The organism is Streptomyces sp. AN091965 (genome assembly GCF_022698285.1).
Classification (GTDB): Bacteria; Actinomycetota; Actinomycetes; order Streptomycetales; family Streptomycetaceae; genus Streptomyces.
In genome coordinates this window covers 4,594,404-4,617,118 of sequence record NZ_JALDMY010000001.1, presented here as the reverse complement: position 1 = coordinate 4,617,118, position 22,715 = coordinate 4,594,404, and the positions used below count along the sequence as shown (strand labels likewise).

Sequence of the window (22,715 nt, the reverse complement as noted above, 5' to 3'; positions counted from 1 at the left end):
TGCCGGGTCACGGCGACGCGGTAACTTCGTTGTCCGGGCCCACCTCAACACCGCAGCCCCGGAGGGAACTTCGTGGGGATCGAGAGCGACCAGCTCGTCTTCGACTATCTGAGCCGCGTCGGCGACCTCGCGCAGCAGCGTCAGCTGTCGTCCGCCGCCCGCATGCGACTCGTGTCCGAACTCCGGGGCGAGATCGACCGCCGCCGCGCCAAGGCCGCCGACAGCCCCGCCGCCGTGCGGCGCATCCTGGACCGCATCGGCTCCCCGGACGAGCTGGTCACCGCCGCCGCCACGGGCGCGCCCACCGCGCCCCCGCCGCCCGCCGCGGCCGCGCCCCCTTCCCCGTCCCCCGCTCCGTCCCGGTCGCGTGAGCCCAGGCGGCCGCGCCGGGGGGTGCCGCGCCCGCGCCGCGCCACCGGGGCCGCCGCGCCGGCGGCGCCCGCGAGCCCGCCCGCCCCCGAACCGCCGCGCCCCGCCCCGCCGCACCTCGCGGGCACCGACGAACTCGGCGACAGCGCACCGGACCTGGAACCCGACTGGTGGCGGGTGGAGCGCGTCCCGGAGGAGGGCGCGCACCGCGTGCACGGGTTCGTGGGCGGGGTGGAGATCCCCGAGATGCTGCAACGGCCGCCCACGGACCTGGAGAAGAAGGGGTCTGGTGCGGAGCGCGAGGAGGACGGGGCCGAGGACGCCGAAGCCGCTGAGGACGCCGAAGCCGCCGAGGAGGAGGCCGCGCCGGACGAGGCGCGCCGCCGCCGCTTCGGCATACTCCCGCTCCTGACGAAGGACGCGCAGCCCGCCAAGAAGCCGCAGCCCGCCAAGAAGGCACCGCTCACCAAGGGCGGCCCCGCCGCCAAGGGCCCCGCCGCCCAGGAAGCCCCCGAGGCGGAAGCGCCTGTTCCGGACGGCTCCGCCGGGGCCGGTGTGCTCGCCGGCGTCCGGTCCCTCAGCAACCCCGTCCTGCTGCTCGCCGCCGCCGCGCTCGTCGTCGGCGCGGTCATCGGCAACTGGTTCGCGCTCGGCGGCGGTTGGGTCGTCGCCTGGTTCTCGCGCAAGATCAGCCCGGCCGAGAAGAAGGCCGCGGTGATAGCCGTGCCCGCGCTCACGATCGCGGGCGGCATCGCCTGGCTGTGGGGGAGGGCGCAGGGCAAGTGGGGCGAGCCCATCGCCAAGGGCCAGATGAACGCGGCGGTCGAGGAGGCCTGGCCGTGGGTGGTCCGGGCGGCGGCCGTCGCCTCCGCGCTGTTCCTCGTGTGGAGGTCGCAGCGGAGCAAGCCCGAGTAGCCGCGCGGACTCCCCGGGCGAACCCCCGTACCGGGGCGGCTACTTCTTCTTCGTCAGCGCCGTCTTCATCTGGTCCAGGACCTTGTCGGCGGCGGTGTAGCCGATGCCCTGGAGCCACAGCTCGTCGTCGACAGCGTGGACGTTGCCGGACTTGACCGCCTTCATGTTCTTCCACAGACCGCTGTTCACGGTCTGCGTCTGCTTGGCCTTCTTCGGATCGCCGTACGTCGACCGGAAGATGACGTCCGTGTCGGCGAGGTCGATCTTCTCGGGGCTCACGTCGTAGGAGAACCCGTCCTTGGCCTTCCGGGAGACGGGCGCGCGGCCCAGGCCCACGTCCTTGAGGATCGTGGCGATGTACGACTGCTCGCCGTAGATGCGGATGTCGGCGCCCTGGACGAAGCGCACCACGTTGACCTCGGTGGCCTTGGCCCGCGCCGGGCCGCCGATCGCCGCCGTGACCTCCTTGACGTGCGCGTCGTAGGCGGCGACGGTCTTCTTCGCCGCGGCCTTCTTGCCGAGCGCGTCCGCGTGCGTCCGGAAGTTCTCCTTCCAGGGGTAGCCGGTGGTCTCCGTCATGACGGTCGGCGCGATCTGCTTCAGCTGGTCGTACTTCGCGCCGTGGCGGATCTTGGAGGTGAGGATCAGGTCCGGCTCCAGACCGGCGATGACCTCCAGGTTCGGGTTCATCATCTCGCCGACGTCCTTGACGCCCGCGAGCTCGCCCTTCGGCAGATAGCCCGGGAAGCCGCCGGCCGCGTCGGTGTGCGTGGCGCCGACCGGCTTCACGCCGAGGGTGAGCGCGGAGTCCAGCTCGGCGGTGTCGAGCACGACGACCCGCTCGGGCGCCACGGGCACCTTCACGTCGCCCATGGCCGTCTTCACGACGTGCGTGTCGCCGGACCCCGAGTCCTTGTCGTCGTCGGACGAACCGCACCCGGCGAGCGCGAGCGCGCCGGTCACGGCGAGGGCGCCCACGGTACGGACGCGGCGGCGGGAGCTGCGGTTCATGTGGAGGGCCTTTCGTCGGGGGAGGGCTTCTCGTCCTCCGGGGCCGGACGGTCTGCGGGAGCGGGACCGTCTGCGGGAGCGGGACGGGCGCCGGGCGCCGCCGGGCGGTCCTGCGGGGCCGGGGGCCGCCACGGGGTGCCCGGCACCACCAGCGGCGAGCCCGTCACCGGATCGGGGACGACGACGCACTCCAGGCCGAACACGTCCCGCACGAGCTCCGCGGTCACGACGTCGCGCGGCGCGCCCTCGGCGACCACCCGCCCCTCCTTCATGGCGACGAGGTGGTCGGCGTAGCGGGCGGCCTGGTTCAGGTCGTGCAGGACGACGGCGACCGTCCGCCCCCGGTCGTGGTTCAACTGCCGTACGAGGTCCAGGACCTCGACCTGGTGGGAGATGTCCAGGTACGTCGTCGGCTCGTCGAGCAGCAGCAGCTCGGTCTCCTGCGCGAGGGCCATGGCGATCCACACGCGCTGCCGCTGCCCGCCCGACAGCTCGTCGACGGCCCGCTCGGCGAGCCCGGCCACGTCGGTGCGCTCCATCGCCTCGGTGACGGCCCGCTCGTCGGCGTCCGACCACTGCTGCCACCACCGCTGGTGGGGCTGGCGGCCGCGCGCCACCAGGTCCGCGACGGTGATGGCCTCGGGCGCCACCGGGGTCTGCGGGAGCAGCCCGATCCGCTGGGCGATGTGCCGCGTCGGCAGCTTCGCCAGCTCCTCGCCGTCGAGCAGGACGGCGCCGCCCTTGGGTTTGAGCAGCCGCCCGAGCGCGCGCAGCGTCGTCGACTTGCCGCAGGCGTTCGGGCCGACGACGACGGTCACCGCGCCGTCGGGGATCGCGAGGTCGAGCGCGTGCACGACCGTACGGTCCTCGTAGGCGAGGGTCAGTTCGCGCGCGGTCAGACGCGCGCCGGCGGGGGCGCTCACGCGGTGCCTCCATTGCGGACGGAACGGCTGCGGACGATGAGCCAGATCAGATAGGGCGCCCCGACCGCGGCCGTGAGGACACCCACCGGCAGCTCGGTGGGCGAGAAGAGCCGCCGGGCGAGGAGATCGGCGAGGACGACGACGAGCGCGCCGAGCAGCGCCGAGCCGACCAGCGGGATCTGCGCGGTCCGGGTCAGGCGCCGGGCGATCTGCGGGGCGAGCAGCGCCACGAAGTCGACGGGCCCCGCGGCCCCGGTCGCCACCGACGCCAGGACGACGCCGAGCAGCACGAGCCCGGTGCGCACCCGGCCCAGCCGCACGCCGAGCGCCGTCGCCGTGTCGTCGTCCATCGACACGGTGCGCTGGGCGCGGGCCGCCCAGGCCACGCACGGCAGGAGGACGAGCAGCGTCAGGGCGAGGGGTTCGGCCTCCGGCCAGCCGCGGCCGTTCAGCGACCCGGTCATCCAGATCTGCGCCTGCTGCGCGACGAGGTAGTCGCCCTTCGTCATGAAGAGCGTGGTCACGGACCGCAGCGCGATCGCGAAGCCGATGCCGATCAGCACGAACCGCGTCGCGTGCAGGCCGCCGCGCCACGCGAACGCGTACACGAGCAGCGCGGCGGCGACGCCGCCCGCCACGGACAGATACGGCAGGACCGTGTACGAGGTGAGCCCGAAGGTCATCGCGGCGACCGTCACCGCGCTCGCCCCCTGGCTGATCCCGATGATGTCCGGGCTGGCCAGGGGGTTGCGGGCGACGGTCTGGATGAGCGCGCCCGCGACACCGAAGGCGGCGCCGACGAGCAGCCCCACCGTCATCCGGGGTTCGCGGAGGGTGCCCACGACCAGCTCGTCCGCCGAGGGCCGCCCGAAGACGACCTTCAGGGCCTCGACGGGCTGGACGTAGGTCTCGCCGACGCACAGATAGGTCAGGCAGGCGGCCGCGAGGAGGAGCGCGAGGACGGTCGCGACCACGGCCGCCCTGCGGTGGGCGAGGAACGTGGCCCGGCCCAGGCGGACGACCGCGTACCCGGCGGGACGCACCCGGCGCGGGGCGGCGGCGAGGACGTCGGGGCTCATGCCGCCACCGCCTTCCTGCGGACGAGGGTCACCAGGAACGGGACGCCGATCAGGGCGGTCATCACACCCGCGGGGACCTCGCTCGGCGGGAAGACGATCCGGCCCACCGTGTCGGAGACGAGGAGCATCACGGGCCCCAGGAGGGCGGCGAGCGGAAGCACCCAGCGGTGGTCGCTGCCGATGACGGCGCGGGCGATGTGGGGGACCGCGAGGCCGATGAAGGCGATGGGCCCGGCGGCGGCCACGCCGGCGCCGGTCAGGACGGTGGCGCCGAGGCCGCCCACGACGCGGACGAGGGCGACGTTCTGGCCGAGGCCCTTGGCCATGTCCTCACCGAGGGCGAGGGCGTCGAGGCCGCGGGCGACGGAAAGGACGAGCAGCAGCCCGGCGAGCAGGAACGGCCAGGTCTGGCCGACGATCGCGGCCTCGCGCCCGGAGAGCGCGCCGACCTGCCAGAAGCGGAACTCGTCGAGCGCGGACGCCCGGGTGGTGAGGATGCCCGTGGTGACGGAGACGAGCAGGGCGTTGATCGCGGCGCCGCCGAGGGCGAGTTTGACGGGGGTCGCGCCGCCCCGGCCACTGGCGGCGATCGCGTAGACGGCGACGGCCGCGAGGGCCGCGCCGGTGAAGGCGTACCAGACGTATCCGGTGAGCGTGTGCGTGCCCGCGTACGCGATGGCGACGACCACGCCGACCGACGCGCCCTGGCTGATGCCGAGGATGCCGGGGTCGGCGATGGGGTTGCGGGTGATGCCCTGGAGCGCGGTGCCCGCGACGGCGAGCGCGGCGCCGACCATGACGCCGAGGACCGTGCGCGGCACGCGCATCTCGCGGACCACTTCGGCGGCGTCGCTGTGCCCGCCGTGCAGCAGGGCGTCGAGGACCGCGGACGGCGCGATCGCGCGGGCGCCGACGGCGAGGCTGAACAGGACGGCGAGCAGCAGGGCCACGACGGCCGCCGTCATCACGACGGCGCGTCTGGCGTTCACACGCATCGGCTGGCTCGTTTCGCAGGACGAGGGCGGCGCGGGGCCGCCGAAGAGCGGGGTGAAGATTGGTAAGGCTTGGCTAAGAAGCATAAGGGGGCCCGGCCACCCCGACCGGGCCTTCGACCCCCCGGCACAATGGGCGCCATGACCTCACGGACTGCACGGACCACCCGGGACGGCGGCGCGCTCACCGTCGGCTTCGACCTCGACATGACCCTGATCGACTCCCGGCCCGGCATCCACGCCTGTTACGTGGCGCTGTCCGAGCGGACCGGTACGCACGTGGACGCGGACCTGGCCGTGACCCGCCTCGGGCCGCCCCTCGAACAGGAGTTGGCCCACTGGTTTCCGGCCACCGAGGTCGCGGCGACGGCGGAGCTCTACCGTGAGATGTATCCCACATACGCGATCGCGGCGACGCCCGCGCTGCCCGGCGCCCGCGCGGCCGTCGACGCGGTGCGCGCGGCGGGCGGCCGCGCGATAGTGGTCACCGCCAAGTACGAACCGAACGCCAAGCTCCACATCGAGCACCTCGGCATCGCGGCGGACGCCGTGGTGGGCAATCTGTGGGCGGAGCGGAAGGCGCAGGCCCTGCACGAGTACGGGGCGTCCGTGTACGTCGGCGACCACACCGGGGACGTACGCGGGGCGCGTACGGCGGGCGCGCTCTCCGTAGCGGTGGCGACCGGGCCGTGCGACGCAGAGGAACTGCGCGCGGCGGGCGCCGACGTCGTACTCGACGATCTGAGCCAGTTCCCGGCCTGGCTCGCGGCTCACGTGGCCGATGGGCCCGCCGCTGACCTGGCCTGACGCCGCTGCACGGCGATGGACCTGAACACGCCTGCCCCGGCGATGAGGAAACCCACGCCCATCAGCATGCACACCGCATAGGCGACGGGTGGGAATGGGTCGCCGCCGAGGAACAGCGGAGCCACCGTGACCAGCGTGGCCACGGCACCGACGAAGAAAACGATCGCGCCAATCCGCACGAGGCCGTCGCCCGGTCCGGTGGAATTCGCTTGGGTTTTGTCACGCACCGGACCAGGGTAGTTCCCAGCGCGAAGGAAGAAACCGGGGACGTCTTGTCACCGGCCCCGGGACCAATAGTCTTGGTGCTGGCGGGTCGTGCGACCCGCTGTAGTGCTATCCAGAGCCGTTTTCGCCCGGCGGACGGGGACCGGAAGGGTCCACGCCGAAGGCGGCGCGGTGCCGCCGATACGACGACTAGTACGAGGACGAGGACTTCACGTGCCTACCGGCAAGGTCAAGTGGTTCAACAGCGAGAAGGGCTTCGGCTTCCTCTCCCGCGACGACGGCGGCGACGTCTTCGTGCATTCCTCCGTACTGCCCGACGGCGTCGACACACTCAAGCCCGGCCAGCGCGTGGAATTCGGCGTGGTCGCCGGCCAGCGCGGGGACCAGGCCCTTTCGGTGACGCTTCTCGACCCCACGCCGTCGGTCGCCGCGGCACAGCGCCGCAAGCCGGACGAACTGGCCTCGATCGTCCAGGACCTCACCACCCTCCTGGAGAACATCACCCCCATGCTGGAGAAGGGGCGTTACCCCGACAAGGCCTCGGGCGCGAAGATCGCGGGCCTCCTGCGCGCGGTGGCGGACCAACTGGACGTGTGACCACGGCGGACGGGCTGAAAGCCCTCGGCCAGGGCCGTGGGAATTCAGCCCGTCCGCCGTTTGAGGACGAGGCGCGGAGCGCCGATGAGGCGGGAGCCGCCCGTCAGGGGAACGAAAGCGCCCCCGGGGCCAAGGCCGGGACCAGGCCCTCCGCGGCGGCACGGGTCAGGAGGCCGCGCACCGCGGCGTAGCCGTCCTCTCCCAGGTCCGCGGTGAACTCGTTGACGTACAGGCCGATGTGCTGGTCGGCCACCTTCGGATCCATCTCCTGGGCGTGCTCCAGGACATAGGGGCGCGAGGCCTCGGGGTCGTCCCACGCCGCGCGCACCGACGCCCGCGCGGCGGCCGCGAGCTCGCGCAGCGCGTCCTCGCCGAGGGACCGCTTCGCGATGATCGCGCCGAGCGGGATCGGCAGGCCCGTCGTGGCCTCCCAGTGCTCGCCCATGTCGGCGAGCCGGTGCAGGCCGTAGTTCTGGTACGTGAAGCGCGCCTCGTGGATGACGAGCCCCGCGTCGACCTCGCCGTCCCGCACGGCGGGCATGATCCGGTCGAAGGGCAGCACGACGATCTCCCCGACGCCGTCCGCGAGGACGTCCGCCGCCCACAGCCGGAACAGCAGGTACGCCGTCGACCGCTCGCTCGGCACGGCGACCCTCTTGCCGCTCAAGTCGAGGCCCGGCTCCCGGGTCAGCACCAGCGGCCCGCAGCCCCGCCCGAGGGCGCCGCCGCAAGGCAGCAGCGCGTACTCGTCGAGGACGTACGGCAGCACGGCGTACGACACCTTGAGCACGTCGAACTCGCCGCGCTCGGCCATGCCGTTGGTGATGTCGATGTCCGCGAACGTCACGTCGAGCGCGGGCGCGTCCGGCACCCGGCCGTGCGCCCAGGCGTCGAAGACGAAGGTGTCGTTGGGGCAGGGCGAGTACGCGATGCGCAGGGCCTCGGGGGTGGTGTCAGTCATGCCTGTTCCAACTCTCCAGTACGGGCGCGAACTTCCCGAACGCCCCGGTGAGCGCGGCGAGCGCGTCGCCGATGCGCCAGGCGGCCCGGTCGCGCGGGCCCACCGGGTTCGAGACCGCGCGCACCTCGCACACGGGAAGCCCGTGCACGGCGGCGGCCTCGGCGACGCCGAAGCCCTCCATCGCCTCCGCGAGCGCACGCGGATGGCGGGCGCGCAGCGCGGCCGCGCGCTCGGCGGAACCGGTGACGGTCGACACCGTCAGGACCGTGCCCGTCGCGGCGCCCGACACGGCGGCCAGCTCCCGCACGAGGGCGCCCGGCGGCTCGTACGTGACCCGGCCGAAGCCCAGCTCGGTGACCGGCAGGAAGCCGTCGGCCGTCTCGGCCCCCAGATCGGCCGCGGTCACGGCGTCGGCGACGACCAGCGACCCCACCGGCGCGTCCGGCGGGAACCCGCCGCCGATTCCGGCGGAGACCACGAGGCCGTACGGCGTGCCGTGCGCGGCGGCGGTGGCGAGCGCGGCCGCGGTGCCCGCGGCGGCGGCCGCGGGGCCGACACCGACGGCGAGCACGTCCACGCGGCCCGCGCCGCCCGCGGGGCCGGCCCCGGCGGACAGGCCGGAGGCCACCGCGTCCCGCTCGGCGGGTACCGCGGTGGCCACCAGGACGCGTGGGCCCCGCCCGGTCCCGGTCAGGGTCAGGCGTCCTTGTCCTTCTTCAGCTTGAACGACCACAGGCCCGTGGCCTTCGGCGCGCCGCTCTCGCTCTTGCCGCCCTCAAGGAGGCTGACGGTCGTCGAGGAGCCGCCACCGCCGTACTGCTGGTTGAAGAACACGCTGCCCGGGATGACGACGTACGTCTTCTTGCTGGCCTCGGTCAGGGGCTGGCCGTTCATCAGCAGCGTCCAGCCCTTGTCGGCGATCTCCGGGTCGACGCCGAAGCGGACCTTCTCGTCGGGGTCGACGGTGATGGACTTGATGTCCTTCGTGTCCTTCAGGCAGTCCTGCACGGCGGACTGCGTGAGCTCCTTGCCGTCCTTGTAGCAGGCGGCCTCGGAGTGCACGGACTTGCTGCCGACCGTCACGGTGGCCAGCGGCGTCGGCTTGTCACAGGCCGACAGGACGAGCAGTCCGGCGGAGACGGCGCCGAGGGAGGCGACGGCGCGGCGGCTGCGCGCTGAGCGGGGTACCAGGGAGGTCATGGCGGAAGGCTATCTCCTGGCCCCTGGGCCCCTGCCGCCCGCCCCGCCGGGCCGCCTCCGGCGCGGCCTCCCCACCCACCGCTACCGCGGCGGGTTTTCTCCCACCCGCCCACCCGTTCCTGCCCCGGCGACCCGGCCCGGCCCCGACCTGGCGGCTTGCGGCCGTCGTCCGGCGGCCCGCCGCTACCGCGGCGGGTTTCTCCCACCCGCCCACCCGTCCCTGCCCCAGTGACCAGGCCGGGCCCCGGCCTGGCGGCTCCCGGCCCGTTCGTGTCCTACGCCAGCACCCTGCGATTGCCTCCCCTGCGGGCCGCCGCCAAGAGGCCTCGTACCGTCGGGAGCCAGCCGACCGCCACGATCGCCGCCGCCACGGAGAGGCCGAGCGTTCCGTTCAGGGGGAGGGCGATGCCGATGCCGCCGCCGACCACCCAGGCCATCTGCAGCAGCGTCTCGGCGCGCGCGAACGCGGACGTGCGCACCGCCTCCGGCACGTCCCGCTGGATCAGCGCGTCCAGCGACAGCTTCGACAGGGCCTGCGCGAAACCCGCGACGGCCGCCAGACAGGCGATGCCCACGGGGCTGTAGAACAGCGCCGCGCACACCGCGACCCCGAGCACCACCGCCACCACGGTCACGATGATCATCTCGGGCGCGCGCGACTTCAGCCACGCCCCGACGGCCGTGCCGAGCGCGTTGCCCGTGCCCGCGGCGACCCCGACGATGCCGAGGGACACCGCCGCGCTCTGCCCGCCGAGCGGATGCTCGCGCAGCAGGAAGGCCAGGAAGAAGATCAGGAAGCCGGAGAGCCCGCGCTGCGCGGCGTTGACGGCCAGGCCGTGCGTCACGGCGGGGCCGACCGTCCGCAGGCCGAGGCGGCTCCTGCGGGTCGAGTCCCCGCGGTCCCTGGCGCGGGCCAGGCGCAGATGCTCCTCGTCCGCCGCCAGCAGCGCCTTGCTCTCGCCCTTCGCCGAGTCCACCTTGCGGGGCAGCGTGAACGAAAGCACGGTCCCGGCGATGAACACCACGCACGCCCCGTACAGCGGCCAGCGCGAGCCGAGTGCCTGGAGCCCCGCCCCCACGGGCGCGGCCACCCCCGTCGCCAGCAGGCCGCTCAACGTCACCCGGGAGTTCGCCTTCACCAGCGAGAAGGCGGGCGGCAGCAGCCGGGGCACGACGGCGCTGCGGACCACGCCGTACGCCTTCGACGCGACGAGCACGCCGAGCGCGGCCGGGTACAGCTCCAGGCCGCCCGTCGCCACCGCGCTCGACAGGATCAGCGCGAGCAGCGCCCGCGCCAGCATCGCGCCCGCCATCGCGGCGCGGCGGCCGTGGGGGAGGCGGTCCAGGAGGGGGCCGATGACGGGGGCGAGGAGCGTGAACGGTGCCATGGTGATGGCGAGGTAGAGCGCGACGCGGCCGCGGGCCTCGTCGGTCGGTACGGAGAAGAACACCGTGGACGCGAGCGAGATGGTGATCAGCACGTCGCCCGCGCCGTTCACCGCGTGCAGCTCGATCAGCTTGCCCAGGCCGGACTCGCCCGCTCCGTGGGCGTGGGTGGCCTTGCGGATGCCGCGGGCCGTTCCGGTGAACGGCAGGTGCAGCGCGCGGGCCAGCGCACGGGCTGCCCTGCGTGCCGGGCGGGGGGAGTGCAGCCCGTGGGACGACGACGACCTGACGCCAGCCACCCAGTCATAGTGCCCCCTTCCGCGCCCGACTAGTGGCACCTCTCCCGCGCGACGTCCCCCCATGTCCCCCCACCCGCCCCTGACCAGGCACTTTTTGTCCTCAATCGCCGGACGCGCTGGATGGCTCCGACCTGGCCCCGGGGCAGGTACGGGCGGGCGGGTGGGAGGGAAAATCCGGTGGGGCGGTCCCGGGCACGGGGGGCTCGGGACTGGCGCCGGTGTGGGCCCAGGGGCCAGGAACAGGTAGCGTGCGTAACGCGCCTGCGGCGGAAGCTCTCGGCCGCGCGCCTCATGGCCATCCCGCAGAATGGATGGCGTAGGCGCGCCCGTGACGTCGGGCGCGGACGTCGACGCGGCCCCCTGGTCCGCTCCGTCCGTGCCCCCGCGTAAGGGTGGCGCACCCGTGAGACGGCGTAGGAGAGAAGCGATACCTGTGAGCGCAGCGACAACGCGAAGCCGCACCCAGCGCACCCCGCGTACCCCCGACCGCCTCTGCGCCGAGGCCGTCGGGTTCGCCCGGGCCGCGGCCGAGGAGGCCGCCGCGCCGGGGGTGGTCGGTGAGCATGTCGAGGTCGTCGTGGAGGGCGACCGCGTCGTCACGCATCTCTTCGAGTGCAAGGAGCTGGGCTACCGCGGCTGGCGCTGGGCGGTGACCGTGGCCCGCGCCTCCCGCGCGAAGGTCGTCACGCTCGACGAGACCGTGCTGCTGCCGGGCCCCGACGCGCTCCTGGCCCCCGAGTGGGTGCCGTGGAGCGAGCGGCTGCGCCCCGGCGACATGGGTCCGGGCGACCTCCTCCCGACGGACGCCGAGGACCTGCGCCTGGAGCCCGGTTACTCCGGCGAGGACGCGCCGCCGCCGAACTCCGTCCTGTCGCAGGAGCTGGCCGAGCGCGCTGACGCGGAGTACACCGACGGCACGGGCGACGCGGACGGCACGGGCGGCACGGACACCGCCCGGGACGCGGACGCCACCGACGCTGCGCCCGCCCGCGGCTCCCTCGCGGCCCTCGCCGAGGAGCTCGGCATGCGCCGCGCCCGGGTCCTCTCCCGGTACGGCCTGCACACCTCCGCCGACCGCTGGGACGAGGGGTACGGCGCGAAGACGCCGATGGCGCAGGCCGCGCCCGCGTCCTGTGTGAGCTGTGGCTTCCTGGTGCCCATCGGGGGCTCGCTCGGGCAGGCCTTCGGCGTGTGCGCGAACGAGTTCGGTCCCGCGGACGGCCACGTGGTCTCGCTCGCGTACGGCTGCGGCGGGCACTCCGAGGCCGCGGTCATGCCGAAGCCGCCGCGCCCCGCCCCGCCGGTCCTCGACGAGACGCGGGTCGACGAGCTGCCGCTGCGGCCCGCCCCCGACTCCGGCTCGGTCCCGCCCGCCGACGCGGGCGCGAACGAGGACCTGGGCCACTCCTAGCCGCCACGGTTTCCGGGGCCGGGGCCCCGGCGACCCGAGTCCTGAGCCCGGGGCGTTGCCTCGGCGGTCCCTCCTGAACGCTTCGCCGGGGTTGTCGGGGCGGTCGCCTGCGGGCTTGTCGTGGCTGGTCGCGCAGTTCCCCGCGCCCCTTCAGGGCGCTGTCGAATCTGCCTGGTCTTGGGCGGGTGGGTGGGAAAGGCCCCCGGAGGGCGCCCCGCGCGGGACGCGGTACCGTTCGCCCCCACAGCCAACCGGAGAAGGGCGACGAACCGTGAGCAAGACCGTGCGGCCTGCCACCGAGGGCACCGACCCGTTCGGCACCGCCCGTCTGCGCCGCTCCGTGCTCGAGGCCTGGGCGGCGAGCCCGGCCCGGTTCCGGGAGGACGCCAACGCCGAGGAGGACCTGGCGCTCGGCGGCTACCGCGACCGCCTGGTCGTCGAGCTCGCGCAGAACGCCTCGGACGCGGCCGCCCGCGCGGGCGTCGCGGGCCGGCTCGCGCTCACGCTCCAGGACGGCGTGCTCGCCGCGGCGAACACCGGCGCCCCGCTGGACGCGGCGGGCGTGGAGTCCCTGGCGACGCTGCGGGCGTCCGCGAAGCGGGAGGGCGACGCCCGGCGGCGCACCACCGGACGCTTCGGCGTGGGCTTCGCCGCCGTGCTCGCCGTGTCGGACGAGCCCGCCGTGGTGGGCCGTACCGGCGGGGTCCGCTGGTCCCTCGCGGAGGCCCGCGAACTGGCCGCGGAGACGGCCAGGTTCAGCCCGGGCCTCGGCGACGAGGTGCGGCGGCGCGACGGCCACGTACCGCTCCTGCGGCTTCCGCTGGCGGCGGAGGGCACCGCTCCGGACGGGTACGACACGGTCGTGATCCTGCCGCTGCGGGACGTCGCCGCCGAGGACCTGGTGACGCGGCTGCTCGCCGGTGTCGACGACGCGCTGCTGCTCGCGCTGCCCGGCCTGGAGGAGGTGTCCGTCCGCACCCCGGACGGCACGACCCGGGTCCTGCGCCGCTCCACCGACGGCGCGGACACCGTCGTGGCGGACACCCGGGAGGGCACGACGCGCTGGCGCACCGTCACTCGTGCAGGGGAGCTGGAGGCGCGGCTGCTCGCGGACCGCCCCGTGGAGGAGCGCCTGCGCCCCTACTGGCAGCTCACCTGGGCCGTGCCGGTGGGCGACGACGGCACGCCGGGGGCGCCCCGGACCAGCCCGGTGCTGCACGCGCCGACCCCCAGTGACGAGCCGCTCGGCGTGCCCGCGCTGCTCATCGGCACGTTCCCGCTCGACACCAGCCGCCGCCACGCCGCGCCGGGGCCGCTCACGGACTTCCTGGTGGAGCGGGCCGCGGACGCGTACGCCGAACTGCTGGCCGGGTGGCGGCCGGTGACGGAGGCGGTCATCGGCCTGGTGCCGGGGCCGCTCGGCCGCAGCGCGCTGGACGGCGCGCTGCGCCAGGCCGTGCTCGACCGGCTGCCGCGCACCGCGTTCCTGCCGCCCGCCGCCGGTCCGGTGCGCGAGCCCGCCGACAGTGCCGTGCGCGAGCCCGCCGACGAGTGGTCGCAGGACGCGGCCCCCGAGGCGCTGCGGCCGCGCGAGGCGGAAGTCGTGGAGGGCGCGGGCGCGGACACCGTGCGGGTCCTTGCCGAGGTCCTGCCCAGCCTGCTGCCCGCGGGCCTGGAGCGCCGGGGCGAGCTGCGCACGCTCGGCGTCGCCCGGGTGCCGCTGACCGAGGCGGTCGACCGGCTCGCCGGCCTGGAGCGGGAGCCTTCCTGGTGGCGGCGGTTGTACGACACCCTCGCCGGTGTCGACCCCGACCGGCTCTCGGGGCTGCCCGTGCCGCTGGCGAGCGGGCGTACGACGATCGGGCCGCGCCAGGTCCTGCTGCCCGCGCCGGGGGACACGGCCGCGCCCGCGGCCCTGGCCCGACTCGGCCTGAAGGTCGCCCACGCGGACGCCGCGCATCCGCTCCTGGAGAAGCTCGGCGCGCTGCCCGCCACGCCGCGCGCGGTCCTGACGACGCCCCAGGTCCGGGCGGCGGTGGCCGCGTCGCTCGACGACGACTCCTGGTACGACGGCCTCGACGAGGAGGCGGGGCTCGGCGCCGACGAGCTCGCGGACCTCGTGCTCGGCCTCGTCCGCGACGCCGACCTCGCGCCCGGTGACGAGCCCTGGCTCGGCGCGCTCGCGCTGCCCGACGAGGACGGCGAAGCCGCGCCCGCCGGTGAACTCGTGCTGCCCGGCAGCGCGTTCGCCGAGGTCATGCGCGAGGGCGAGCTGGCCTTCGTGGACGCGGACGTCGCCGGGCGGTGGGGCGAGCAGCCGCTGGCCGCCTGCGGGGTCCTCGCCTCCTTCACCCTCGTACGCGCCACGGACGTGGTCCTCGACCCGGACGACCTCGAGCCCCGCGACGGGGACTTCGCCGAGCCCGACGACGCGGGCCTGCTCGACGCGGTCGACGTGTGGTGCGAGGACGTGCTCGACCGGCTGCCGGACACGGCGGTGCCGCCCGTGGCCACGGAGATCGTGGCGGTGCGGGACCTGGACCTCGTGGCCGACGACCAGTGGCCGCGCGCGCTCGCGCTGCTCTCCCGGCCACCGCTGCGGGACGCCCTCACCCAGCCGGTGCGGGTGCTGCTCCCGGACGGCACGACGGAGAGCGTGCGTCCGTACACGGCCTGGTGGCTGCGCGGCCACCCGGTCCTGGACGGCCGCCGCCCGGCCGGGCTGCGGGCTGCGGGCGGCGATCCGCTGCTCGACGGCCTGTACGACTCCGCCGACGCGGCCGGCTTCGACGACGAGCAGGTGCTGCGCGCGCTCGGCGTCCGTACGTCCGTGGGCGCGCTGCTCGCCGAGCCCGGCGGCGCCGCCGAGCTGCTCGACCGGCTCGCGGACCCGGAGCGGACCGTTTCCCCGGCCCAGCTGCACGCCCTGTACGGGGCGCTGGCCGACGTCGACCCGGAGCAGGTCACGCTGCCGGACGAGGTGCGGGTGGTCCTGGGCGGCGAGGGCGCGGAGGTCATGTGCGTCGACACCGGGGACGCGGTGGTCGCGGACGCCCCCGACCTGCTGCCGCTGACCGCGGGCCTGCCGCTGCTTCCCGTGGCACCGTCGCGGGCCGGTGACCTCGCGGAGCTGCTCCAGGCGGAGCGGCTGAGCGCGTACGTGCGGGCGGAGGTGGACCCCGCGGCGGGCGTGGAGCACGAGGTTCCCGAGTCCGTACGGGTCCTGCTCGGCCCGGCCACCCCGGCGACGTACCGCGAGCACGAGGAGCTCGTCGTGGACGGCGTGGACCTGGAGTGGCGCCGCACCCCCGACGGCACGGTGCACGCCGCGACCGTGGAGGGCGTCGCCGCGGGCCTGGCCTGGGCGGCCCGCCAGTGGCCGCGCCGCTTCGAGGTGGCGGCGCTCCTGGAGGACCCGTCGCGGACGGGCGAGCTGGCGCGGGACCGCTGGTTCGACTAGCGCGCGGGACCGCTGGTTCGACTGGCCCTGCCAGCGGGTTTCACGGAACGTACAACCTTTGGCCATGGGTGTGGGTCTGATCTGGGAGTCAACAGACTCCTAGATCGATCGGTCCCCGTGTGACGGCTGCGGCACCACGGGGACCCTTCCTCCACCAGGGGAAAAACATGCGCATCCGTGCCACCGTGGCCGCCGTCTCCGGCGCCCTGGCCCTGTCCGTCCTCCTCGCTCCGGCCGCCCAGGCCGCCGGGCCGGACTTCCCCGTCCCGTTGAAGGACGCGCAGAAGGGCGACACCAAGATCACCAAGGCGGTGGTGAACGGCGGCAAGGACATCGTGGTAGGCACCACCGCCAAGAAGAAGTTCACCATCGCGGTCACCGCGACCGACGCCAAGGGCGTCGCGGGCGGCGGCGGTCTCCTGTGGCACGGCCGGAAGTTCGACGAGCAGAACCTCAGCGGTGTGCTCAACCCGACCGCCGACGAGAAGTGCAAGAAGCTCAGCGCCACCAGCGCGACCTGCACGGTGACCATCACGGTGAACCCGAAGGCCTCCTGGGACAAGAACGGCCTCGCCAACCACATGGCGGGCGGCGGCTGGAAGCTCTTCGCCGCCGCGGGCGGCACGGACGACGACTACGTGATCCGCACGGCGTACAAGACGGGCATCCACCTCAAGCGCGCCGCGAAGCTCACCGTCAACGCCTCTCCGGAGCCGGTGAAGAAGGGCAAGACGATCACCGTCGCGGGGGCCCTGACGCGTGCCAACTGGGACACCGGCAGGTACGCGGGTTACACCCAGCAGCCGGTGAAGCTGCAGTTCAAGAAGAAGGGCGCGAGCGCCTACACGACGCTCAAGACGGTGAAGTCCGACGCCAAGGGCAACCTGAAGACCACGGTGAAGGCCTCCGCCGACGGCACCTTCCGCTACGTCTTCGCGGGTACGTCGACCACCCCGGCCGTCACCTCCGCCGGTGACGCCATCGACGTCCGCTGACCCACCCCCGTACCGCACCAGCACCCCTGAGGAACCACCCCATGCGCATCCGCACCACCGTGGCCGCCGTCTCCGGCGCCGTCGTCCTGTCCGGCCTCGCCCTCCCGGCCGCCCAGGCCGCCGACTCGCACAAGGGCCACACCAGGATCACGAAGGTCGTCGTCAACGGCGGCAAGGACATCGTGATCGGCACGTCCGACAAGAAGATCACGATGACCGTCACGGGCACCGACCCGAAGGGCATCAAGGACGGCTTCGCCGCGCTCTGGTACGGCAAGAAGCTCGACTGGGGCCGCCTGGAGGGCATGCTGAGCCCGGCGAAGGACCCCCGGTGCACCAAGATCGACGCGAAGAGCGCCACCTGCAAGATCGTCACCGTCGCCCACCCGCGCGAGCTCAAGAACAGCACCGCGGGCACGTGGAACGTGGTGGCCGGCCTGCTGGGCAAGGGCCGGGCCGAGAACCACGTCATCAAGGAGAAGTACAAGACCGTCCGCGTCCAGCGCGCCGCCAAGCTCACCGTCGACGCCTCTCCGGAGCCGGTGAAGAAGGGTGAGGCGATCACTGTCTCGGGTGCGTTGACGCGGGCGAACTGGGAGTCGCGCACGTACGCGGGCTACGGCCAGCAGTCGGTGAAGCTGCAGTTCAAGAAGAAGGGCGCGAGCGCCTACACGACGGTCAAGACGGTGAAGTCGGACGCCGAGGGGAAGCTGAAGGCCTCGGTGAAGGCGACGGCGGACGGGTCCTTCCGGTATGTGTTCGCGGGGTCGGGGACGTCCCCGGCCGTGGTGTCGGCCGGGGACTTCGTCGACGTGCGGTAGGCGTTACGCCGCGAAGCGGCGGTCGACCCAGCGGAAGGCGAACTCCGTCGCCGCCGAGGCGACCGCCGCGATCGCGACCGCCGCCCACGGCATCGTCGTACCGACCAGCTTCAGGGCGAAGAAGTCCTGGAGGTAGGGGATGGTCAGGACCAGCAGGAAGCCCAGGCCCATGGCCGCCACCAGGCAGATCCGCCACCAGGTGTAGGGGCGGGCGATGATCGCCAGGACCCACAGCGAGACCAGGAAGAGCGTGAGCGTGGCCGCGCTGGTCTCGGCCTCGCGGGCGCCGTCGCCCACGTAGTGGTGGCGGGCGAGCAGATACGTGGCGAAGGTGGAGAGGGCCGCGATGATGCCGCCGGGCAGCGCGTAGCGCATGACTCTGCGGACGAAGTGCGGCTTGGCGCGCTCCTTGTTGGGGGCGAGCGCCAGGAAGAAGGCCGGGACGCCGATCGTCAGGGTGGACAGGAGCGTCAGATGGCGCGGCAGGAACAGGTACTCCACCTGGGAGCAGACCACCAGCAGGGCGATGACGACGGAGTAGACCGTCTTCACCAGGAACAGCGTGGCCACGCGGGTGATGTTGCCGATGACCCGGCGGCCCTCCGCCACCACTGAGGGCAGCGTCGCGAAGCTGTTGTTGAGCAGGACGATCTGGGCCACCGCCCTGGTGGCCTCCGAGCCCGAGCCCATGGACACGCCGATGTCCGCGTCCTTCAGGGCCAGGACGTCGTTCACGCCGTCGCCCGTCATGGCGACCGTGTGGCCCTTGGACTGGAGCGCGCCCACCATGTCCCGCTTCTGCTGCGGGGTCACGCGGCCGAAGACGGAGTTGGCGTCCAGGGCCTCGGCCATCTCGTCCTGGTCGGTGGGCAGCTGCCGGGCGTCCACCGTGTTCTGCGCGCCGGGCAGGCCCAGTTTGCCCGCGACCGCGCCCACGGAGACCGCGTTGTCACCGGAGATGACCTTGGCCTGGACGTCCTGCTCCGCGAAGTAGCGCAGGGTGTCGGCGGCGTCGGGCCGCAGCCGCTGCTCCAGGACGACCAGGGCCGTGGGGCGCGCCCCCGCGGCGAGGTCGGGGGCGTCCAGGTCGCCCGCGGCGCGGGCGAGGAGCAGCACGCGCAGGCCCTGGTGGTTGAGGTCCTCGATCTCGTCGAGCGCCGGGTCCCCGGCGGGAAGGAGTACGTCGGGCGCGCCGAGCAGCCAGGTCGAGCTCTCGCCGTCGCTCTCGCTGAAGCTGGCGCCGCTGTACTTGCGGGCGGAGGAGAACGGCAGCGACTCGGTGCAGCGCCACTCCTCGCTGTCGGGGTAGGCGTCGATGATGGCCTGGAGGGAGGCGTTCGGACGCGGGTCCGACTCGCCGAGGGCGCCGAGGACCTTGCGTACGTAGGTCTCGTCGGAGCCGTTCAGGGGGCGCAGCTCGGTGACGTCCATGCCGCCCTCGGTGAGCGTGCCCGTCTTGTCGAGGCAGACGGTGTCCACGCGCGCGAGGCCCTCGATGGCCGGGAGTTCCTGCACCAGGCACTGCTGGCGGCCGAGGCGGATGACGCCGATCGCGAAGGCCACGGAGGTGAGGAGCACCAGGCCTTCGGGGATCATCGGGACGATGCCGCCGACCGTGTACGCGATCGACTCCTTGAAGTTGTCGTCCTTGACGACGAGCTGGGAGATGACCAGGCCGATCGAGGTCGGGATCATCAGCCACGTCACGTACTTGAGGATCGTGGAGATGCCGGTGCGCAGCTCGGAGTGGACGAGGGTGAAGCGGCTCGCCTCCTCGGCGAGCTGGGCGGCGTAGGCCTCGCGGCCCACCTTGGTCGCCGTGAAGGCGCCGCCGCCCGCGACCACGAACGAGCCCGACATGAGCTTGTCGCCGGGCTTCTTCAGGACCGGGTCGGCCTCGCCGGTCAGCAGGGACTCGTCGACTTCGAGGCTGTCGGACTCGACCGTCTCGCCGTCCACGACGATCTTGTCGCCGGGGCCCAGCTCCACCAGGTCGCCGAGGACGATCTCGGAGGTGGAGATCTCGGCGGCCACGCCGTCGCGCCGGACCGTCGGTTTGGCCTCGCCTATGACGGCGAGCCCGTCGAGGGTCTTCTTGGCGCGCAGCTCCTGGATGATGCCGATGCCGGTGTTCGCGACGATCACGAAGCCGAAGAGGCTGTCCTGGATCGGCGCGACGAACAGCATGATCGCCCAGAGCACGCCGATGATCGCGTTGAAGCGCGTGAAGACGTTGGCCCGGACGATCTCGGCGGTGGAGCGGCTGCTGCGGACCGGTACGTCGTTGACCTCGCCGCGGGCGACCCGCTCGGCTACCTCGGCCGCGCTGAGGCCGGTGGCGCGTCCTGCCGGCGGCGGCACCGGGTGGACCGGGTCGAGCTCGGCGCCCGCGTCGATATGCGTCATGCCTTCGACGGTAAGGGTGGATCAGGGGCTTCACCCCTTGAATGTCTGAAAGATCCGACCACGGTAGGAGGGGGTTTGCCCTCAGGTCGCATCCCGTACTGCGGCGGTACGAGAAGCCTCCGCCCGCTGGATGGCCGCCTCGCGCCCCCGCACGTACCAGATGCCGATCAGGCCGAGGCCGCCGCCCGCGAGGCAGGTCCACACCCACCAGGTGGCGTCGCGGTCGTCGAACCAGCCGTAGAACGGCAGCTGGACCAGGAAGAGGACGAACCAGATGACCGTGCCGCCGGTGATGGTGGCGACGACGGGCCCTTCCAGGGGCTCCGGCGCCTCGTGCTTGGGTGTCCACTTCGCCATGCCCCCAGCTTAGACGGGGCCCTCACCGGCCCAGAGCGCGCTCCGGGACCCCTTGCGCCACAAGGCTCTACGCGCGGAGATAGCCATTTCACGCTCATGTATTCATACTGAAACGGCTTCTTAATGGCCAGTTGCTTTCGTATGAAGATACAAATACGCGCAAGCTCGGCTTATCCCGTTCAACAGAGGTCATGAGGTCCCGCATGTCCCCCTCGGCCACCGCTCCGGTCGACGCCAAGCAGCCGCCCCCGAATCCCCCGCAGGGCGGGCTCGACGGGTTCTTCAAGATCTCGGAGCGGGGCTCGACCCTGGCGCGGGAAGTGCGCGGCGGCTTCGCCACCTTCTTCGCGATGGCGTACATCATCGTGCTCAACCCGATCATCCTGGGCAGCGCGAAGGACATGTACGGCCACCAGCTGGACAACAAGCAGCTGGTCACCGCCACCGTGCTCACCGCCGCGTTCACCACGCTGCTCATGGGCGTCATCGGCAACGTCCCGATCGCGCTCGCGGCCGGGCTCGGCGTGAACACCGTGGTGGCGCTCCAGCTCGCGCCCCGCATGTCCTGGCCGGACGCCATGGGCATGGTGGTGCTCGCGGGCTTCGTGGTGATGCTGCTCGTGGCCACCGGGCTGCGGGAGCGGGTGATGAGCGCGGTGCCGCTCGGCCTGCGCAAGGGCATCGCGATCGGCATCGGCCTGTTCATCATGCTGATCGGCCTGGTCGACGCGGGCTTCGTCTCGCGCATCCCGGACGCCGCCCACACCACCGTGCCGCTCCAGCTCGGCGGCGACGGCCACCTCAACGGCTGGCCGGTGCTCGTCTTCGTCCTCGGCGTGCTGCTCACCCTCGCGCTCCTGGTGCGCAAGGTGCCGGGCGCGATCCTGCTCTCGATCGTCGTGATGACGGTTCTGGCCATGATCATCCACGCGGTCGCCGACGTGCCCTCCTGGGGTCTGACGACCCCCGAGTGGCCCGGCAACCCGGTCGCGACGCCGGACTTCGGGCTCGTCGGCGAGATCAGCCTGTTCGGCGGCTTCGAGAAGGTCGGCGTCCTCACCGGCATCCTCTTCGTCTTCACCGTGCTGCTCTCGTGCTTCTTCGACGCGATGGGCACGATCATGGGCATCGGCGACGAGGCCCACCTCACCGACGACAAGGGGAACTTCCCCGGCATCAACAAGGTCCTGTTCGTCGACGGCATCGCCGTCGCGGCGGGCGGCGCCTCGTCCTCCTCGGCCACCACCTGCTTCGTGGAGTCCACGGCGGGCGTCGGCGAGGGCGCCCGCACCGGCTTCGCCAACGTCGTCACCGGCGGCCTGTTCACCGTGGCGCTCTTCCTCACCCCGATCGCCACGATGGTGCCCTCGCAGGCGGCGACGCCCGCGCTGCTCGCGGTCGGCTTCCTGATCCTGTCGGGCTCCATCGGGCAGATCGACTGGAGCGACTACACGATCGCGATCCCGGCGTTCGTGACGATGCTGATGATGCCGTTCACGTACTCGATCACGAACGGCATCGGCATGGGCTTCATCACCTTCACCGTCCTGCGTCTCGCGGCGGGGCGCGGGCGGGAGGTGCCGGTGGCCATGTACGTGGTCTCGGCCGTGTTCGCCTTCTACTACTTGATGCCCGCGCTCGACCTCACCTAGAGCCCCGCGGGCCCCTGAGGCCGCGTGCCGTGTCCGGGTCCCGAGCCCGGGCGCGGCACGCGGCCTCAGGCGTAGAACCTCTCTGTCTCCTCGACGGACGACTTGAACCGTTCGTCGAAGTCATCACGGATGAGCGTCCGGACCACATAGTCCTGGACGCTCATTCCCCTTTTGGCGGCATGCTTGCGGAGCCGGTCGAGCAGCTCGCTGTCCATCCGCAGGCTGAGCACTATCGATGCCATGCCCGCCAGGGTCGCCGCCCCCGGACGGGCGATGCGTGACTTTCCGAATCCGGCTCACTCGTTCGGGTGACGAAAGGGTTCCACGTTCCGGTTCCTGGGCAGGTCCCGCTTCTCGTGCGCATTAATGCGGTGGTACTTAGCCTGAGTAATGAGTTACTCTAAAGACCATGCCGGACCTCTCCCATGGCGACGACGCCGCCGCCGTGAACTCACTGCGCTCCGCCGTGATGCGCCTCTCCCGTCGACTCAAGCACCAGCGGGTCGACGAGTCGCTGAGCCCGACCGAGATGTCGGTGCTCGGCACCCTCGCCCGCTGTGGCAACGCCACCCCGGGTGAGCTCGCCCGCAAGGAGCACGTGCAGCCGCCGTCGATGACCCGCATCGTCGCGCTGCTCGAAGCCAAGGGTCTGGTGCGGCTCGAACCGCACCCCGACGACCGCCGCCAGAAGGTGGTCACCCAGACCGAGCAGGCCGAGACCATGCTCGAGGAGAGCCGCAGAAAGCGGAACGCGTGGCTCGCGCGGCTCACCGAGGAGCTCGACGACGACGAGTGGGCGAAGCTCCGCGACGCCGCGCCCGTGCTGGAGAAGCTGGCCCACCTGTGACC

General features: G+C 73.0%; 21 protein-coding genes. 9 read left to right on the top strand and 12 right to left on the bottom strand.

Features of this window, described 5'->3' with window-relative positions:
* The first annotated feature begins 72 nt into the window (after positions 1–72).
* The gene (locus MQV74_RS19325) at positions 73–1,284 is read left to right on the top strand and encodes a hypothetical protein (protein WP_242719374.1); all 1,212 of its coding nucleotides are present in this window, start codon (positions 73–75) and stop codon (positions 1,282–1,284) included.
* A 39-nt stretch (positions 1,285–1,323) separates the two neighbouring features.
* Here the strand turns inward: MQV74_RS19325 and MQV74_RS19320 are convergent, their stop codons facing one another.
* The 4 genes from MQV74_RS19320 to MQV74_RS19305 are packed head-to-tail and all read right to left on the bottom strand — an operon-like array spanning position 1,324 to position 5,292.
* Entirely contained in the window at positions 1,324–2,295 is a 972-nt protein-coding gene (locus MQV74_RS19320; RefSeq protein ID WP_242719372.1) for an ABC transporter substrate-binding protein, read from the bottom strand.
* On the bottom strand, positions 2,292–3,218 hold the full coding sequence (locus MQV74_RS19315; protein ID WP_242719370.1) for an ABC transporter ATP-binding protein: 927 nt from the start codon (positions 3,216–3,218) through the stop codon (positions 2,292–2,294). The genes MQV74_RS19320 and MQV74_RS19315 overlap by 4 nt, the downstream gene beginning before the upstream one ends.
* Positions 3,215–4,297: a FecCD family ABC transporter permease gene (locus tag MQV74_RS19310; protein WP_242719368.1), complete on the bottom strand. Its 1,083-nt coding sequence runs from the start codon at positions 4,295–4,297 to the stop codon at positions 3,215–3,217. The genes MQV74_RS19315 and MQV74_RS19310 overlap by 4 nt, the downstream gene beginning before the upstream one ends.
* Entirely contained in the window at positions 4,294–5,292 is a 999-nt protein-coding gene (locus MQV74_RS19305; protein WP_242719366.1) for a FecCD family ABC transporter permease, read from the bottom strand. The genes MQV74_RS19310 and MQV74_RS19305 overlap by 4 nt, the downstream gene beginning before the upstream one ends.
* Before the next feature lie 138 nt (positions 5,293–5,430).
* On the opposite strand from MQV74_RS19305, the gene MQV74_RS19300 reads away from it, so the two are divergent.
* The gene (locus MQV74_RS19300; protein WP_242719365.1) at positions 5,431–6,096 is read left to right on the top strand and encodes an HAD family hydrolase; all 666 of its coding nucleotides are present in this window, start codon (positions 5,431–5,433) and stop codon (positions 6,094–6,096) included.
* Here MQV74_RS19300 and MQV74_RS19295 read toward each other — a convergent pair.
* Positions 6,060–6,323 (bottom strand): hypothetical protein, encoded by a 264-nt coding sequence (locus MQV74_RS19295; protein ID WP_138960378.1) that lies wholly within the window; start codon positions 6,321–6,323, stop codon positions 6,060–6,062. The genes MQV74_RS19300 and MQV74_RS19295 overlap by 37 nt on opposite strands.
* 211 nt (positions 6,324–6,534) lie before the next feature.
* Here MQV74_RS19295 and MQV74_RS40820 point away from each other — a divergent pair, with 211 nt between their 5' ends.
* Positions 6,535–6,918, top strand: coding sequence for a cold-shock protein (locus MQV74_RS40820; protein ID WP_030363393.1), 384 nt, complete (start codon positions 6,535–6,537; stop codon positions 6,916–6,918).
* 103 nt (positions 6,919–7,021) lie between these two features.
* Here MQV74_RS40820 and MQV74_RS19285 read toward each other — a convergent pair whose 3' ends face one another.
* The 4 genes from MQV74_RS19285 to MQV74_RS19270 form a co-directional block, all read right to left on the bottom strand.
* Entirely contained in the window at positions 7,022–7,879 is an 858-nt protein-coding gene (locus MQV74_RS19285) for a 1,4-dihydroxy-6-naphthoate synthase (RefSeq protein ID WP_242719363.1), read from the bottom strand.
* Complete coding sequence (locus MQV74_RS19280; RefSeq protein ID WP_242728860.1) at positions 7,872–8,573, bottom strand: futalosine hydrolase; 702 nt, start codon at positions 8,571–8,573, stop codon at positions 7,872–7,874. The genes MQV74_RS19285 and MQV74_RS19280 overlap by 8 nt, the downstream gene beginning before the upstream one ends.
* Before the next feature lie 2 nt (positions 8,574–8,575).
* On the bottom strand, positions 8,576–9,079 hold the full coding sequence (locus MQV74_RS19275) for a DUF2771 domain-containing protein (protein WP_242719361.1): 504 nt from the start codon (positions 9,077–9,079) through the stop codon (positions 8,576–8,578).
* Between the two features lie 275 nt (positions 9,080–9,354).
* A complete protein-coding gene (locus MQV74_RS19270) occupies positions 9,355–10,764 on the bottom strand; it encodes an MFS transporter (RefSeq protein ID WP_374120646.1) in 1,410 nt (469 codons plus the stop codon).
* A 433-nt stretch (positions 10,765–11,197) separates the two neighbouring features.
* Between MQV74_RS19270 and MQV74_RS19265 the strand changes: the two genes are divergently transcribed.
* From MQV74_RS19265 to MQV74_RS19250, 4 genes are all read left to right on the top strand, one after another.
* Complete coding sequence (locus MQV74_RS19265; protein ID WP_242719357.1) at positions 11,198–12,175, top strand: DUF3027 domain-containing protein; 978 nt, start codon at positions 11,198–11,200, stop codon at positions 12,173–12,175.
* A gap of 271 nt (positions 12,176–12,446) precedes the next feature.
* The gene (locus MQV74_RS19260) at positions 12,447–15,635 is read left to right on the top strand and encodes a sacsin N-terminal ATP-binding-like domain-containing protein (protein WP_242719355.1); all 3,189 of its coding nucleotides are present in this window, start codon (positions 12,447–12,449) and stop codon (positions 15,633–15,635) included.
* Positions 15,636–15,802: 167 nt separating this feature from the next.
* On the top strand, positions 15,803–16,630 hold the full coding sequence (locus MQV74_RS19255; protein WP_242719353.1) for a calcium-binding protein: 828 nt from the start codon (positions 15,803–15,805) through the stop codon (positions 16,628–16,630).
* 41 nt (positions 16,631–16,671) lie between these two features.
* A complete protein-coding gene (locus MQV74_RS19250; RefSeq protein WP_242719351.1) occupies positions 16,672–17,451 on the top strand; it encodes a calcium-binding protein in 780 nt (259 codons plus the stop codon).
* A gap of 3 nt (positions 17,452–17,454) precedes the next feature.
* Here MQV74_RS19250 and MQV74_RS19245 read toward each other — a convergent pair whose 3' ends face one another.
* Positions 17,455–19,857 carry a cation-translocating P-type ATPase gene (locus MQV74_RS19245; protein ID WP_242719349.1) on the bottom strand — a complete coding sequence of 801 codons (2,403 nt, stop codon included), beginning with the start codon at positions 19,855–19,857 and terminating at the stop codon, positions 17,455–17,457.
* Between the two features lie 81 nt (positions 19,858–19,938).
* The gene (locus MQV74_RS19240) at positions 19,939–20,214 is read right to left on the bottom strand and encodes a DUF2530 domain-containing protein (RefSeq protein WP_242719347.1); all 276 of its coding nucleotides are present in this window, start codon (positions 20,212–20,214) and stop codon (positions 19,939–19,941) included.
* A gap of 203 nt (positions 20,215–20,417) precedes the next feature.
* Between MQV74_RS19240 and MQV74_RS19235 the strand changes: the two genes are divergently transcribed.
* Positions 20,418–21,866, top strand: a complete 1,449-nt coding sequence (locus MQV74_RS19235; protein WP_242719345.1) for an NCS2 family permease — start codon at positions 20,418–20,420, stop codon at positions 21,864–21,866.
* A 65-nt stretch (positions 21,867–21,931) separates the two neighbouring features.
* On the opposite strand, the gene MQV74_RS19230 is transcribed toward MQV74_RS19235, so the two are convergent.
* Positions 21,932–22,108 (bottom strand): ribbon-helix-helix protein, CopG family, encoded by a 177-nt coding sequence (locus tag MQV74_RS19230; RefSeq protein ID WP_242719343.1) that lies wholly within the window; start codon positions 22,106–22,108, stop codon positions 21,932–21,934.
* Positions 22,109–22,275: 167 nt separating this feature from the next.
* Between MQV74_RS19230 and MQV74_RS19225 the strand changes: the two genes are divergently transcribed.
* Entirely contained in the window at positions 22,276–22,713 is a 438-nt protein-coding gene (locus tag MQV74_RS19225; RefSeq protein WP_138960366.1) for a MarR family winged helix-turn-helix transcriptional regulator, read from the top strand.
* Positions 22,714–22,715: the final 2 nt, after the last annotated feature.

Bases quoted from the DNA above. Each gene is read 5' to 3' on its own strand.
- MQV74_RS19320 (WP_242719372.1), bottom strand. From the start codon at position 2,295: ATGAACCGCAGCTCCCGCCGCCGCGTCCGTACCGTGGGCGCCCTCGCC.
- MQV74_RS19310 (WP_242719368.1), bottom strand. From the start codon at position 4,297: ATGAGCCCCGACGTCCTCGCCGCCGCCCCGCGCCGGGTGCGTCCCGCC.
- MQV74_RS19305 (WP_242719366.1), bottom strand. From the start codon at position 5,292: ATGCGTGTGAACGCCAGACGCGCCGTCGTGATGACGGCGGCCGTCGTG.
- MQV74_RS19300 (WP_242719365.1), top strand. From the start codon at position 5,431: ATGACCTCACGGACTGCACGGACCACCCGGGACGGCGGCGCGCTCACC.
- MQV74_RS19285 (WP_242719363.1), bottom strand. From the start codon at position 7,879: ATGACTGACACCACCCCCGAGGCCCTGCGCATCGCGTACTCGCCCTGC.
- MQV74_RS19275 (WP_242719361.1), bottom strand. From the start codon at position 9,079: ATGACCTCCCTGGTACCCCGCTCAGCGCGCAGCCGCCGCGCCGTCGCC.
- MQV74_RS19255 (WP_242719353.1), top strand. From the start codon at position 15,803: ATGCGCATCCGTGCCACCGTGGCCGCCGTCTCCGGCGCCCTGGCCCTG.
- MQV74_RS19250 (WP_242719351.1), top strand. From the start codon at position 16,672: ATGCGCATCCGCACCACCGTGGCCGCCGTCTCCGGCGCCGTCGTCCTG.
- MQV74_RS19245 (WP_242719349.1), bottom strand. From the start codon at position 19,857: ATGACGCATATCGACGCGGGCGCCGAGCTCGACCCGGTCCACCCGGTG.
- MQV74_RS19240 (WP_242719347.1), bottom strand. From the start codon at position 20,214: ATGGCGAAGTGGACACCCAAGCACGAGGCGCCGGAGCCCCTGGAAGGG.
- MQV74_RS19235 (WP_242719345.1), top strand. From the start codon at position 20,418: ATGTCCCCCTCGGCCACCGCTCCGGTCGACGCCAAGCAGCCGCCCCCG.
- MQV74_RS19230 (WP_242719343.1), bottom strand. From the start codon at position 22,108: ATGGCATCGATAGTGCTCAGCCTGCGGATGGACAGCGAGCTGCTCGAC.
- MQV74_RS19225 (WP_138960366.1), top strand. From the start codon at position 22,276: ATGCCGGACCTCTCCCATGGCGACGACGCCGCCGCCGTGAACTCACTG.